We start from the raw sequence: 14,837 nt of genomic DNA, 5'->3' as shown, positions 1-14,837 counted from the left end.
GTCCGGATTTGGATGTATATCATCGGGGGGCGTCGGTATTGGAGAATGTGGATGTCTCCCAAACGGGTGGAGTTTCCCGCCGGCACGGCATGAAGAGGGTGATGGCCGCGCTGGAAGGGTCCATGATGGTGTCCTACGTGTATTCCGCCAGTGATCGTTATCTTGTCGAGGTAAGTCCAGCCCTGCTCCGCGTCTTGTCCGTCGATGGCGACGTGGTGGCTTCCCTTCCTTCCGTCTGGACGGCGGCTGATATTTCCCAGCTCCGGCACAAGCAGGTCAACAGCATGCTGTTTCTGGCCTGCCCCACGCATGAACTCATGGTGCTCAAACGGGATGATGACGGCGTGTTTGCCCTGGACTCCTACGAATTTAAGAATAGGCCCTGGCGCTACGAGGAGTACCGGGATTTCCCGGTTCGGTTGACGCTGGATGATGGCTGCTACAGGATTTCTTTCGGTGATCATTCCGAGGATCCCGATGCCGCCACCAACGAAGGGGACGTGATGCGCGTCCAGGTGACGGTCCCCCAGCAGACCGGCTACAGTACGGGCGCCGTCATCCGCCAGGGCTGGGTGATTGCCAAGGCGTTCACCGCGGCCTCTTCCTACGCTGCTGGCAGGAAGCTTTGCATCAACGAGGGCAGTTACTGGTCCTGGTGGACATGCGACAAGGATTTCAACGGGGCACTGCACTATGTGGACGGCCTCACGTCCCCGGCGGATTACCCGGACCATTTCCACAAGGGCGTTATCTGCCACAGCAATACGATTACCTGTAAAGGTACATGGAAGTTCTGGTGTAACAAAGAATGGTACGGAACCTACGCTGTAGAGCGCCGCTATCCGGAAGAGGACTGGCAGCTGCTCGGTTCCTCCACTTCCAGGATTGGAGCGGCATCCAATTTACAGATTACCGGGGACGAAAGCGAAGAGGAATGCTACCTGCGCCTGATGCTCTACGAGTCCCAGCTTTCCAACGCTTCAGACCCCAGCCAGGGGTTCCCTCCGGATAGCTGCGGCAACAAGCTGGTCGTGGACGCCTACCGCAAGGACGTGGTGCTGCAGCTGCGATCCGGCGCCCGTCCGGCTACCGTGCAGCGGTTCGTAATTCCCGCCACGCCGACTCTGCGTCATTACCTGACCAGTACCGCGTCATCCATCAAGGCAAGCCGCGTGTGGGTGGACGATGTGGAGATGATGGGGGCATCCGCCGTGCTGACGCTGGGTAAGACCGGCATTGACGTGACGCCCAGGGGGATTCCCGCAGATGCGTTGGCTGACGGGCAGACAGTCCGGTTTGGCTGGACCGAGCCGCGGAAGACCGGGCACATTGCCCTGGATGCCCGCGGGATGCGGACGGTTTACCTTCCTGCAGGAGCACGGTTCGATGTAAATCTTGGCGCAGACCTCTACAACCGGGGGCGCGGCGCGGTGGTCAAGCTGACGGCTTATTCCGCTGCGGATGTGCAGTACACAACGCTATGGGAGAGCAAGACAGATGTTTATACCACGCCTTCCAGCGGGTTTTATACATTTCGGATCACCCTCAATAATGGGAGCACCCTGGAGGCTGCCGAGTGCCAGGCCGAGCTTTCCGGCGTGGCTTCCGGCGTCGTCAAGCCGGAGGTCCAGGAGGATGCGCCCGCTCCGGCTTCCGTGTCCACCTGCGACGTGCTGCGCTTTTCTCTGCCCCTGGAGCCTACCGCCAAGGCTCATTTTTCCAAGTCCGGGGTGCCCTCCATCAAGGCGCTGGTGATGGATCAGGGCCGCTGGACGTTCCAAGGTTCTGTCCTCGTGGATGGAGATAACCTGGTCATCAAGCCCAAAGGGCTGACAACGGACGATCTGGTCAAAGGGCAGACTGTCCGTGTCGAGTGGGATGTGGCCGCCGAGAATTTTTCCATCGGAGCCAACCAGCAGACCGGCTCCCGATGGGTGACCCGGTTCTTGCCGGCAGGGACGGTCGTCAAATTGAAAGGGTACATCTGGATGTACGCCGGCCAGCGCAACGAGCAGGCCGCCATGGTCGGTAAGTATTTAAGTTGGACCCCCAACAGCGGTTCTCACAGCATTTCCACGCACACGACTCTTGCCGGTTCCTGGACGGTTCCGGAGGATGGCTTTTACCTGATTTACCTTCCCTTCGTCAATGCGTTTTCCAGCGTCATCCAGTGGCCGGCGGCTTCCGCAGCGATTCCTGCTTGTGTAGGACACTTGGAGGGAGAGGTAACGGACTTGACGGCCTCCGCGGAGTATTCCTTGTGGGACAATGTGTCCACGATTCCGGAGGGCGTCCCCCCGTCCGGGGAGTCCCTGATGTGGAGTTTTGCCGCGTTCCGGGACGTCTACGGGTTCCCTTCTCTGGTGGATGTATTCCAACAGCGCCTTGTCCTGGCTGCCACACAGGCCCAGCCGCAGACGGTGTGGTTGAGCAAGACCGATGACCTCAATAATTTCGAGGTGGGCAAACAGGATGATTCCGCGCTGGCTTTGACGCTTTCCACAACGACGCAGAACCGGATTTGCTGGCTGATGGCACAGTCCAGCCGGCTATTGCTGGGGACGGCAGATGCCGAGTGGGCTGTTTCCGGCGGCCAGGGCGTGATGACTCCCACCAACGCGCGGGCGGATAACCACGGGTTTGTGGGATCCTCCGACGTTCCGGCCATGATGGCGACTGACAAGGTGCTGTATATTGAGCGCGGTGGTGGCCGTGTGTACCAGTACGGGTACGATTACGAGAGTGACGGGTACGTTTCCCGTGACCTGACCGTGTTTGCCGATCATGTACTGGCCCAGGGCGGCGGCGTTACTTCCGGAGATTTCATGAGAAAGCCCCATCCGCGTGCCGTGATGACTCTGGCGGACGGCACGATGGCCTTGATGACCTACAATTCCATGCATCAGGTTCATGCCTGGCACCGGCACAGGACCGAAGGCAGGATGTCCAACGCCGTGGTGCTGCCCAACGGGACCGGGGAGGATTTGCTGTTCGTCATTGCGGAACGCGAGGACGGCCGGTTTATTGAGGTGTTTGACCCGGACGGCCCGTTCGTGGATGCAGGGAGCTGGGATTACACTTCTACCGTGGTGACGAACGCGCTGGATGTAGTGGAGTCCATGGGCAAGGACAGGCAGGCTGCAGCCGTGCGCGTATTTTTTGCTTCCGACACGGCGCCGGCGGGAATTGAGGTTTCCAATGACGGCTCCTCCTGGGACCGGCTGGGCAAGACCAGGACGATGGAACGCGGATGGCATGAATTGCTCCCCGCTTCCCTGTGGCGGCGCGGCGTGCAGTTTGGCATCCGGGTTTCCGGGGACCGCCCCCTTGAGTTTTTAGCTATTGATACGCAATGACAGAGCCTGTTGAGACAAGATCTGACTGGAAGGAGCTGCTGGCCGACCGGTGGTGGAGGCTGAATCATCTTTACTGGATTGAGGACAAGGACGGGCAGATGGTGCGCTTCCGCCCGAACTGGGCCCAGGAGGAGCTTTTCAATAACCTCTGGTATCGCAATACTATCCTGAAGGTGCGCCAGCTGGGGATTTCCACGTTTTGCGCCATTTACATGCTGGACCTTTGCCTGTTCGGAAAGAACCAGCATTGCGGGATTATCGACAAGACGCTTCCGGATGGACAGGCAAAGCTGCGCAAGATCGCTTTCGCGTATGAGCATCTGGATTATTTGCCGGATAATCCGACGATGGAAGACCGGGCATTGGCTGCCTTGGGAAAGAAGATCAAGGAGAGCTGCCCGCTGGTGGAGAGCCGGACCCAGCGCATGGCCTGGTCTACGAACGGCTCCGTGGATGTGGGTACGAACCTGCGCGGTTCCACCCTCCAGTTCCTTCACATTTCCGAGTTTTCCTATACGGCCCTGCACAATCCGGCCCGGGCGAAGAAGATTCGGACAGGGGCTTTGAATGCCGTCGGGAAGAATAGCGTGGTGGTGATGGAGTCCACCCACGAGGGTGGCAAGGCCGGATTGGCCTACCAGTTGATGGAACAGGCCATGGAGATGGTGGGCAAGCCTCTTTCCAGCCTGGATTTCAGGTTTTTCTTTTTCTCCTGGCTCCAGCATCGGGAGTATTCCCTGGACGGGGTGGAGCCGAGGCTGGACGATTTTTTGAGGGAGTATTTTGCCGATTTAAAGAAGCGCTACGGCATTGAGTTGACCGAGGGGCAGAAGGCTTGGTATGCCACCCAGTACAGGGCCAACGGGCCGGAGGTGAAGCAGGAGTTTCCGACGGTTCCGGAAGAAGCCCTTCAGACTTCCGTGGAGGGCGCCATTTACGGCAGGTGGATTTCCACCCTCCGGGCCGAGGGGAGGGTAGCCGCCGAGTTTGAAGCGGATGATGTGGCCCCGATTTATGCTTCCTGGGATTTGGGATTGAGCGATTTCATGGCTATTTGGCTCTGGCAGGTGATTGGCGGGAAGTATTACGTGCTGGATTACATTGCCGGGAATAACCAGGCGATTGATTATTACGTGGGGCAGATACGGATGAGGGAGAAGGAGTACGGCCCCATTACCCTGCACCTGCTTCCCCATGATGCGTCCAGGCGGGATTATTCCAAGACTTCCTTTGATGCCGTGCTGCAGAAGGCGGGGTTCCGCACGGCAATCGTGCCGCGTACGTCCGATATATGGACCGGGATTAACGCCCTGCGCAATATGCTGCGCTACTGCACGTTCCACGAGCGGTGCAGCCGGCGCCCGGAGATCGACGGGCAGAAGTATCCTTCCGGGATCGGTTCCCTGGAGTATTACCGCAGCCTGCCGCCGGGTTCCAACGGGTGCGTGAGGGAGATGCCGTTGCATGACGCCTGCTCCCACGGCGCGGATGCAGCCAGGACGTTTGCCGAGGCGGTGAGCCACGGGATGGTTTTCGGCCATGCCGGGACGCCGGAGAAGGTGAGGAGGCCGCATAAACGCCCTGATGCTTTGAAAGGGATGCTTTATTGACAAGCCCCGGCAAAAAGTAGTGACACTCGGCAACTTGAACGAAGTGCGCCCTCATGCGATTTTTGAGGGATGGACAAGCTGACGTTTTTTTCACAGTGCCTTTCCCTGCTGGGGGAACAGGAGTATGTGCTTGATTCCCCCGCGGCCAGGACGTGCGATTTGTGGTTTCCCTCCGTGATGCTGGAGGCGGTGTCTTACGGGCCGTGGTCGTTTGCCACAAAGGAGTCCGTGCTGGAGTGCCCGGAGGGAAACGGCCGGTTCCCCTTGCCGGAAGATTGCCTGAAGCTGTTGAAGGTGGATGCCAGGCATTGGCGCATGTCCGGCCGCACGGTGGTTTGCGAGGAATGCCCCTCCCGCCTGCAGGTGCGGTTTCTTTCCAACGATCTGGCCCTGGCGGAGATGCTGCCGGATAATGCGCCCTTGTTTGTGGAGGCGGTGAAGTGCCTGTTGGCCGCCAAGATGGCTACGACGGTGACGGGCAAGCCGCAAAATGTGGGCGTGTTCCTGGATTTGTACAGGCGCTACATTGCCGACGCCCTGCACCACGACGTGAGCCAGCGGGGAAGCAATGACCAGCACCCCCTGAATGATATTTTAAACCGTTCCATTTTATAGGGTTATGGGAAGCATTGGTTCATACGCGACGAATAAGGGCAACGCGAAGAGCGCCCTGGCGCAGGGACGTGCGGCGAGGGATGCCGCTTACGTGAACGCAGCCAATACGGAAGCCGAGTCCGCTTCCGCTCTGCGTCTCACTGCCGAGAATATGGCTACGGCCAGGCGCAACCAGACGGCCGCCACGGCATCCGTGCGTGCCGCCCGCGGGGCTTCCGGCCTGACGACGGAGGGGAGCGGGTTGCAGGCGGAGCTTGCTACCGCAGAGATTCTGGAGAAGCAGATTTCTGACATGTCCTTGGGCGCGGCGATCAACGACCAGAGTAAACGCCACGAGGCCGCCATGCAGCGCTGGGAGGGGGACGCTACGTTGGTGAGTGCGCAGAACCAGGCGGCGGCTTACAGGTCCGCGGCGAATGGAGCCCTGGTTTCCACGGGGATTCAGGCGGTGGGCGCCCTGGCTGGAGGCATTGGCGCCGGCTTGGGGGCTTTCGGTTCCACGACGGCTGCCCAGGGAGCTTTTGCCGGATATAACCTGGGAGGGCTGGCCGGGAGCGTGTTTCCCGGTTCTACGGCAGATCCGCGCCTGGGCATGATGGAGCTGGGGTCCTGGGCGGCCAGTCCGGCCAGGAGTGATTTCAGCTTTTATAATTACGCGCAGAAGTTTAACCCCTTCTTGAGATGATGAATGCTTTTGATGCAACCGTGGCCGCTTATGCGGAGGTGGGCCGGGATTTGTGGACGGATGTGCGGGATTGCGCTTCCATGGGGCTGGCTTTTGTTTCCCCGGAGGAGGTGTGCCTGGCTCTTCCCGTGGACCAGCTGGTGGAGATGTGTTTTCCGCCTGAAGAGATTCCGCCGCTTCCGGAGATGTGCCTGTTTGTGTGGTGGGCCGCCGGGAAGCCGCGGGAACTGGCCCGCCTGGCACAGCAGTTTGCCCGGAGAGGTTTTACGCATGTGGCCTGGCAGCGGTTTTTGCGCGGCCCCAAGGTGCATGTTTTTCCTATTGAACAGTTAATCAGTTACGCAAGATGAAAGAGATTCCATTGTACGGAGGGCCGTCCCTCCAGACGGCGAAGGCTAATCCCGGTACCGCCGCCCGTGCTGCCAACGGGGACCAGGGGCAGATGCTGGGCGCGTCCGTCCAGAAGGCCGAAGAAGCAGTCCAGGGGAGCGCCGAGGCGTTTGCCAGGATTTCCGATTTCGGGGAGATGCAGCGCCAGGAGGTGGAGCTGCGCCGCATCCGGGACGAGTCCGACGCAAAGTTTTCCAAGATGCTGGCTTATGCTCCTGGAACGGATGGGAGCGTTTTTGAGAAGGACGGTTCCATCCGCCAGGGGAAACTAGATGATTTGGCTTACGAGTTCGGACAGAAGATTGAAGGGCTGGGAGGGAGCTTCTTCCACCCGGAGAATGCTTTGAAGGCCGGAGCCACCAGGGATTCCGTGAAAGCGAGTCTGCCGGAGCGTTATTGGGGGCTGGCGGCCAAGCATCAGCTGGGCGTAGCCAGGCAGACTTTTGAGACGAGCTTGAAGCTGGCCGAGGAAAAGGGGGATTGGGGAGGATATGAGTCTTCCGTCATGGGAGCCGTGGAGTCCGGAGCAATTTCTCCCAATGAAGGGGAACTTCGATTGTTGAGGGGAAAGAAGAAGGAAACCCTTCAGGACTTTGGTAATCTATCCGCAACCAATCCGGACCTTGCCGCTGAAAAGATCAACCGCGGGGAGTTGGACGGCCTTTTTTCCGCCGCCGAGCAGGATGAGATGATGCGGTCTTTGCGGCGCCAGGACGACAGCAGGCTGACGGAGTTGATTGAGCAGATGGCTTCCAAGCCAAAGTCGCAGAGCACCAAACAGAATGCTGTTGATGTGATGATGTCGGGTCCCATGTACACCGATGAGGTTGGGTTTTTGGATGTTCTTTCCAGGGATGGCAATTTTGAAGCCTGTTCTCCTCAAATTGATTCCTTCATTTACAGGGTGGCAGATATGGTTCAAGCCGGCGAGGAAGGCGCAGCCTTTGCATCAAAAAAGGAAGATGTAATTCGCCTCTGCAAGAAGTACGGGAAATCCAGCGAGTTCAAGCAGGATGTGCTTAACCGCATGGATAAGCTTGCCAAGCGCAAGGAGGAATATCCGATGTTGAAGGTTTCCGAGCGCATGAAGGAGATGGAGGGAGCTCCATTGTTCCGTCAGGCGGATTACAATAACGCCATTGGCACCCTTGACGCCGAGGCGAAGAGTGCCTATCAACTTTATGCTGATTCCGCCAAAGGGTCCGACATGCCGAAGGACAGTGAAGACACGTGGACCAAAAAGTACAAGAAAGAGAAGATTGAGAACCTGCAAAAGAATCTTGCCGCCAAGACCGAGATTGCCGTGCGTGAACGGTTTGAGGCTTGGTATGAGGGAGAGAAGCAAGGAAGCGGGAAGGAGCCTTCCTATGTTTTGCAGGAGGACATGCTTCAGACTATTTTAAGAGAGACTACTGGTCGCAATGATTTGGTTGTTCCAAGCCGCGGGCGATTGCTGAATGAATACCAGCAAAATGTCAGCGAAAAATGGAGGGACTGGAACAAAGAGCGATTTAGCGCAGGCCCCAAGAAGTTGGCTGAAGCTGAGAAACAGGCTCTACAGCAAAAGGAGGTGTTGCGGAAGCCTGTTACATTCCCCGCCACGGTTTCCGTGGATACTGTGAATACAAATGCCCCCGCCGGTATTCTCCTTCCTGAAAGCATGAGAGGGCGATTTGGAGATGATCTTTCCGGTCTGGCCGCCCTAGTTCCCTCTTCCTCTTCTTCCCGCCGCGGGAAGCCGCTGCCTGTGGTGGGTTACACCAAGGAGAGTTCCCCGCAGTTGACCTTATCCGGTGCCAGTAAGCTGCGGATGACGTTTTCCTCCAAGATGGATGTGAATGTGACAATCTCCCCCGCAAGTCCTGAAATGAAGGAGTTTTTCAAGAGAGAGTATCTGGGATATGGCGACGGAGCGCCCCCTGATGATTACGGACTTCTTCCAGCGGAGACGGCTACCCCCGTTTCTTCCGTCTACACCAATGATGCAGGTACGACCAATTCACTTCTTCCTCCCCTTCAATAATTTACAATACTAACATTTAATATTTTATGGACTATTCGTCTTTTGCGGAAACTAATACTGACGCCACTGTGCAGATGCTTGAAACTCCGGAGGCAGCCATTGAAACCGCGACCGCTCTTCATCAGGAACCAGACAACAACCTTTTGAGTGGAAGCGACGTGATGGAAACTACTCCTTCCATATTTCCAGCTCCAGTAGATGCGCCCGAAACGGAATTCCGCCCACAGTTAACGGAGCTGGAAGCCCTGTACGAACAGGGGGCTACGATGATGTACGGCATGGCGGAGCGTGAAGAGAAACGCAGGAGGGAGAAGCAAGCACGGCTGATGGATGTACTGCGGGCCGGGGCCATGGATGAAGAGGGTAGAAAGAAAGCCACAGAGCTCTGGGGCCAAGACACTCTGAACCGCCTGGATTTGGCAAATGAACATGACCGAGCCTATATGCTTGGGAATCGTCTAATGGAGACTATCGGTGACGGCGATAGAGATATAGGGCATCAAATTTACAAGAACGCCAACAATTTGTGGGGGACAGGTGTTGTCACAGCAGACCAAATATGGAAGGATTTTCAGGGGAGGCATCAGAAGGACCTGGATGCCTATAATGAAAATCTGAGGTTGATACGGCAGGAACAGGAAGAGATTTCCCGCCGGATGGTGGATTGCGTTGCGGGGAAGGAAGGCAACTGGGATGCGTGCCCTGCTGATTTGCTGAAGTATGCCGAGAGGCCGCAGGAGGCCGCCGATTCTATCATGAGGGCGCGCCGGGCGTATGCTTTTGCCGAGAGACGAGGATTTGAGGATGTCTGGCGTTCCGACGCGCTGGACATGGCCGATCTGCTCACGGTGAATGTCAACGGGAACGAGGTGCTGGACCAGCAGGCGTTGAGGCTGCTGATGACCGCGGTTGACCGGAAGGTTCAGGAGAGCCAGACGGATAGCACAGCTTTCTGGCGCAATTTGTACGGGAGTTTTGCCGACACGGTGCGCGGCGCCGAAAGCCTGGGCATCAAGACGATTCAGGCCGTGCGTGATGTGCCGGGGATGGAGGGCGTGGAAAACCTGTATTCTGGGACGGTGGCGTCCGCGCTGGGCATGAAGGGGACGTTTGACGGACAAAGGCAGCTCTACGACCGTTACGAGCAAAGGCGCGGGGCACTGAACACGATGCAGGATGTCATGCACGAGTTCGGCCAGCGGATGCGCGGCACGAGTCCCGATGCGTCCTGGTACGTCAAGGCGATTAACGGAGCCGGAAATATTACCGGACAAAGCCTTTCCTACATGGCTCCCGGAGGCTGGGCCCTGGCCCTGGCCGGGGATATGGGGCACGCAGGCAACGCTGCCGCCCGCAACGGGGATTCCCTGGTGGACGTGACGATCAACGGCCTGCGAAACACGGTGGAGGAAAAAGGGTTCGGGGTGTTTTCCGTGTTCGGGCGCATGGGGGCCATCAACAAGCTGCTGACCAAAACAGGAACCGGCGCTCTGGCGAGGCTGGCCGCGAAGGTGCCGGGACGCACGTTTTTTGCAGGGACAAGAACCGGCAAGATGCTTTCCGCCCCGGCGTTTGCCTACGTGGAAGAGATGGGCGCGGAACCTCTGGCCGGGGAGGTGTTCGAGTGGACGGCCCGCAAGCTTTCCGGCCTGGTGGGCGCGGAGGTGAAGCCGAAGGATTTCGAGGTGGTGGGGCCCGTGTTGCAGGCGATGGGGGATGTGGAGCAGTCCGGCGGGTGCGCCTTGTTCGTGGCGGCCATGGCCGCCGGCCACGCCCCCAGGCTGAAACAGGAGGTGGCGGCGTTCGTGATGGATGCCCAGCGGGCCCAGCTGGCCGGTTATACGAAGAAGCACGCCGAGGAAATGGCGTCCTTTTCAACCATGGAGCACAAGGCCGCCCTGGCCCAGCGTTATTTCGAGTCTGATGTTTTAAAGGACCCCGAAGGAGCCGCCGAACGGGCGCGGAGGGCCGGCGCCGAGCTGGCGGAACGGCAGGAAGCCCGGCTGTACCAGATGTCCGGCGCCCTGGATAGGGTGCTGGAGAAGGCCAATATCGGCAGCATCCGCAAATTGGAAGGAACAGACAGGTACGAAGTGAGCCTGCGGGAAGGCGCCGAAGTAAACGGCGTGCAGATGGAGGAAGACAGGACCGTGGAGATGAGCGAGGAGCAGACGGGCGCCCTGGTTCAAGTAGTGCTGCAAGGAGCCTATCTGAATGGGGTTCGCTTGATGCAGGATGCCATGCTTGGGAATGCCGCCGTTTCGGAAGCCGGGAAGATGGATTTCATTGAAACGCTGGACATGCTGTCCGAGGAGGCGCCGGCGGAGTACCGGAAGGCAGCCGCCGAAACCGGCGGGATGACCGTTCCCGGGTTCATGGATGTGGCCGCCCGCGCCCAGGCGCGGATTGACGCGATTGTCCGGGAAGAGGGCGTGTCCGTCCAGGAAGCCCGAAGGAGGACGGATGCCGAGGTGATGGAGAAGGTGCAGCTTGGTTCCATTGCCGATTTGGCGGCGTCTTTCGAGAGGCGTCTTGATCAGGCGGTGCGGTCTGGAGAGATCACGAGGAGGCGGGCCGAAGAGATCAGGAGCGGCACGGCGGCGGCCAGCGCCGCCCACCGGTTCACGATGGCAGCCGACCCGGGAAGTTCTCTGCTGCTTTACGCGGGGGGCCACGCCCGGACGGCCAACGTGATGGAGGATGTGCAGGAATCCGCCCTGGTCCATTACATGAATCTGACCGGGAAGGATTGGCAGGATTTGTGGGAGCATTTGCAGGCGGCGGATGCCGTGCTGGGCCGGTATGGCGTGAGTCTGGGAACGTATGAAGGGCCGGCGCATGATGCCGGGGACGTGGTGGAGAGCTTTTCCAATTTGTCCCTGTCTTCCTCCCTGGCGGATATTGAGAATCTGCCCGTGCCCCAGTGGGTGAAGGATACCGCGGAGTTCGCCCTGAAGAATCTGGAGGATTCCGCCCGCATCATGCGCATGGGCGAGCAATGGAACGAGTTTGCCGCCACGGAAGAGGGAAGGCAATTCATGAAGGAGCACGGCGGCTTGGCAGAGGCGCTGCAAGCCGTGGGCGTGAGTACGGAGAACGTTTTCCGCCAGGCGCGGATGGATGCCGCCCAGAAGATGGATGTGGAGATGGTTCACGCGGACCTTGTTTCCGGGAGGGTTCCGGGGGATGCCACACTGACACTGGGGGAACTGGAGGCGCTGGAAGAGACGATGGCGCAGATGGACGCCGCGGAGGATGTGGAAGAGACTGCGGAGGATGAGGAAGGAGCGCCCCCCGTTGCCGGAAATCCGGCTTTCCCCGCTCCGCTGGTGGAGGATGCCGGCGGCGCCCTGGAAGGGGTGGGAGAAGAGGCCGAACACGACGAGGAGACCGGCGCGGAGTTCCGGGACCATGCGTTTGTGCGGGTGGCTCCGGACTGTGTGTTTGCCCAGGTGCGAGTGGATGCCTTGGCCCTGGCTCCGGACGTGGAGCAGTTCAAGCAGGGGGATCATAATGAACGCGGGGCCGTGAAGGGGCGCGAGCTCCAGGGAAGGTTCCGGGAAGATGCCCAGCCCGTTTCCGTGTGGCGGCGCAGGGATGGAGCCCTGCATGTGATTACCGGACGGCACCGGTTCAATCTGGCCGTGCGCGACGGGGTGGAGTTTATTCCGGCCTACGTGTATCAGGAAGACGAGGCGCATGACGCCACCTGGGCGAAGATGCACGACGTCGGGCAGAATATGCTGGACGGCCAGGCGTCCGCGCTGGAGGTGGCCTTTTTTGTCAGGAATTCCAATATGGGCCGGGACGAGATGGAGGCCCAGGGGTATTTGCGCCCCGGGTCCGCCAATGTGATGGGCTGGGATATTGCCACCCTGGCTGGGGATGAGGTGTTTACCCGCCTGAAGAACGGGGTGATTACGGATCATGAGGCGCACCGTATCTGCCGGCTGTCTGGAACGGAGGCGGGGCAGATGCTTGCCCTGCAGCTGCGCGAGAAGGGGAAGCCGTGGGATTACGTGGCAGCCTATGTGAAGGAGGCCGACCGGGTGGCTGCGGAGAAATCCCGGGAAGGTGAGGCATTTGATTTATTCGGCAATGATACGTCCTGGCAGGAAGATTGTGAAAAGGTGGCCCGCTTTACGGCCAGGGGGATTGCCCTGATTGCCGAACGCCTGTCCCTCCTGAAGAAGTCCAGGGGCATCAGCCGGCGCAAGGATTTGGCGGGCAAGATGGGCATCCGCCTGGAGACGGACGCCGATCTGAATGCGGCCATCCATGATTTGGAAGCGGCCAAGGGGGCGTGGCAGTCCCATGACCCGGCGCTGCGCCTTCATGACCGCGCCCTTGCCTGGGACGGTACGAGCGAGGTGAATCCGTTCGAGCATGTGCCCGTTTCCGGGGCGACTTTTTCCGTGGTCGCCATGGATAGCTCCGGAACTGTCCTGGAGCCGGAGACGTTCGTCACCCGGGAAGACGGAAGCCCTGATTGGTTTGTGATTCCTCGCCGCAAGGGGCAGCCCTCCATGCCGGTGCGGCTGCTGGTGGGTTCCGATGTCGGGGAGCATCGCGGCTACGGCCTGACGCATATTCTGGCTTCCCGCGGGTTTTCCTTCTGGAAGGACCGTTCCCCGGAACGCTATATCAGTTCCATTCTGGCGAATGTGAGCGAGCTTTACGAGGTGGCGCCCGGGCGTGAGCTGCTGGTCAAGGGAAGGCAGCCTTCTTCATGGATGCTGCTGCAACTGGACCGTCAAGACGGGTTTTATTCCATTGTTTCAGCTTATCCGGTGCGGCAGGGCAAGAAGCCGATGGGAAAGAAGCTCCCCCTTGCAGAGCGACAACCTGCAAACGCGAATAGCGGCACCGCGCGCCTAGGTCCAGGATCGGCAAGCAAGGCCGCTCTGCCGTCCCAATCCGCTGGCGGGGGAGATGGTTTTTCCTTACCACAAGGGGCGCGTGTTGTCAACGTGAATGAAGTGGAATGCCGGTTTGACGACGGCGCCATTGTTCCGGCAACGTTTTCCCTATCTCCGGAAGAAGAGGCAATCAGGCAGGAAGCTGTGGCTGCGGGTACGTTCCTGAAGGCTCCCAACGGGGAGGATACGAACCTGACGGAGGATCAGTGGCTTTCCGTGCGCACGGAGGCGTTTAAGCGTTGGTTTGGGGATTGGGAGCATGACCCGGAGCATGCTTCCAAGGTGGTGGACGAGAACGGGGAACCGAGGGTGGTGTATCACGGGACGCGGCATCAAGGCTTTACGGTGTTTGAGAAAAGCATGATGCGTTCAGGCGGCGCCAAGAAAAACAAGGGAAAGAATCTTTACGGAGACGGGTTTTATTTTGCCGCGGATTACTATACGGCACAGAGTTATGGAAGAAATATCCTCGAATGTTTCCTTAATATCAGGAATCCCGCTCCTAACGATTTGATGTTGGATGCGGAAAATGACGGCATCAGAGGCAGTGTGCCGGGTAGTGTCATTTTAATCGCTTTCGATTCTACACAAATCAAGTCTGCCACGGATAACCGAGGTACGTTTGACGGAGAAAACCCGGATATTACGTTTTCCATTCGAACCGAAGAACCGCCTAAGAATACAGGAATTGGGTATAAGGTTTTTTATCGGGGTAAGGATGGGAAACTCTATCCTCCAATGGTCGCCAATCCAGATGGAAAGGATACGCCTGTCGGTGTCTGGTTGGACGCCGACGAGGGAGTGCGCGCCGGTGTAAGCAAGACGGGACGACCCCGTGTGAAGGCTGGGGGAAAAGGCACACAGGGAGGAAGCGGCACTCTTGCCTATAGGCCGGGCTGGCATCTTGGGGAGATTCCCTATGCGCTGCAATTTAACCGCCGGAACCCACAGACGGGGGAGAGAGATTTGTTCCCCGCTGATTTTGTTTGGGCGGAAGTGGAGTATGCAGCGGATCACGATTACCAGCAGGAGGCCATGAGCCATGGTATCAATCCGTCTGGGAAGTTCCAACACTCTTTGGCGGGGCTCCCCGTATTCCGAAGGACGGTTTCTACCGATACCGCACCAACCCGAATCCGCAGACCGACCCGTGGATTATTACAGGAGCCATGAAGGTGAGGCGCATACTTTCCAAAGTGGAAGTAGATGATCTTGTCCGAAAAGCAGGGAGGGAACCAC

At 58.8% G+C, this 14,837-nt stretch carries 7 protein-coding genes; all 7 read left to right on the top strand.

All coding sequences use genetic code 11. From position 1 onward, the window contains the following. Window positions 1–89: 89 nt before the first annotated feature. A complete protein-coding gene (locus tag PVA48_RS13275; RefSeq protein WP_423231885.1) occupies window positions 90–3,356 on the top strand; it encodes a hypothetical protein in 3,267 nt (1,088 codons plus the stop codon). Next, window positions 3,353–4,966, top strand: coding sequence for a hypothetical protein (locus tag PVA48_RS13270; protein ID WP_423231884.1), 1,614 nt, complete (start codon window positions 3,353–3,355; stop codon window positions 4,964–4,966). The genes PVA48_RS13275 and PVA48_RS13270 overlap by 4 nt, the downstream gene beginning before the upstream one ends. A 69-nt stretch (window positions 4,967–5,035) precedes the next feature. Further along, window positions 5,036–5,581, top strand: coding sequence for a hypothetical protein (locus PVA48_RS13265; protein WP_423231883.1), 546 nt, complete (start codon window positions 5,036–5,038; stop codon window positions 5,579–5,581). A gap of 4 nt (window positions 5,582–5,585) precedes the next feature. Continuing rightward, window positions 5,586–6,266, top strand: a complete 681-nt coding sequence (locus PVA48_RS13260; RefSeq protein WP_423231882.1) for a hypothetical protein — start codon at window positions 5,586–5,588, stop codon at window positions 6,264–6,266. After that, a complete protein-coding gene (locus tag PVA48_RS13255; RefSeq protein ID WP_418388621.1) occupies window positions 6,263–6,616 on the top strand; it encodes a hypothetical protein in 354 nt (117 codons plus the stop codon). The genes PVA48_RS13260 and PVA48_RS13255 overlap by 4 nt, the downstream gene beginning before the upstream one ends. A 191-nt stretch (window positions 6,617–6,807) precedes the next feature. Next, on the top strand, window positions 6,808–8,679 hold the full coding sequence (locus PVA48_RS13250) for a hypothetical protein (RefSeq protein WP_423231881.1): 1,872 nt from the start codon (window positions 6,808–6,810) through the stop codon (window positions 8,677–8,679). Between the two features lie 26 nt (window positions 8,680–8,705). After that, complete coding sequence (locus PVA48_RS13245) at window positions 8,706–14,771, top strand: hypothetical protein (protein WP_423231880.1); 6,066 nt, start codon at window positions 8,706–8,708, stop codon at window positions 14,769–14,771. The last annotated feature ends 66 nt before the right edge of the window (window positions 14,772–14,837 follow it).

Source organism: Akkermansia sp. JRP_AM1, from assembly GCF_049262625.1.
Classification (GTDB): Bacteria; Verrucomicrobiota; Verrucomicrobiia; order Verrucomicrobiales; family Akkermansiaceae; genus Akkermansia; species Akkermansia massiliensis.
Note: the sequence above shows the minus strand (reverse complement) of the source record. Positions and strands in the feature narration are given on the sequence as shown.

What these genes read in the sequence shown, in the direction of transcription:
- PVA48_RS13270 (WP_423231884.1), top strand. Translation starts at nt 3,353, where the DNA reads ATGACAGAGCCTGTTGAGACAAGATCTGACTGGAAGGAGCTGCTGGCC.
- PVA48_RS13275 (WP_423231885.1), top strand. Translation starts at nt 90, where the DNA reads ATGAAGAGGGTGATGGCCGCGCTGGAAGGGTCCATGATGGTGTCCTAC.
- PVA48_RS13265 (WP_423231883.1), top strand. Translation starts at nt 5,036, where the DNA reads ATGGACAAGCTGACGTTTTTTTCACAGTGCCTTTCCCTGCTGGGGGAA.
- PVA48_RS13245 (WP_423231880.1), top strand. Translation starts at nt 8,706, where the DNA reads ATGGACTATTCGTCTTTTGCGGAAACTAATACTGACGCCACTGTGCAG.
- PVA48_RS13255 (WP_418388621.1), top strand. Translation starts at nt 6,263, where the DNA reads ATGATGAATGCTTTTGATGCAACCGTGGCCGCTTATGCGGAGGTGGGC.
- PVA48_RS13260 (WP_423231882.1), top strand. Translation starts at nt 5,586, where the DNA reads ATGGGAAGCATTGGTTCATACGCGACGAATAAGGGCAACGCGAAGAGC.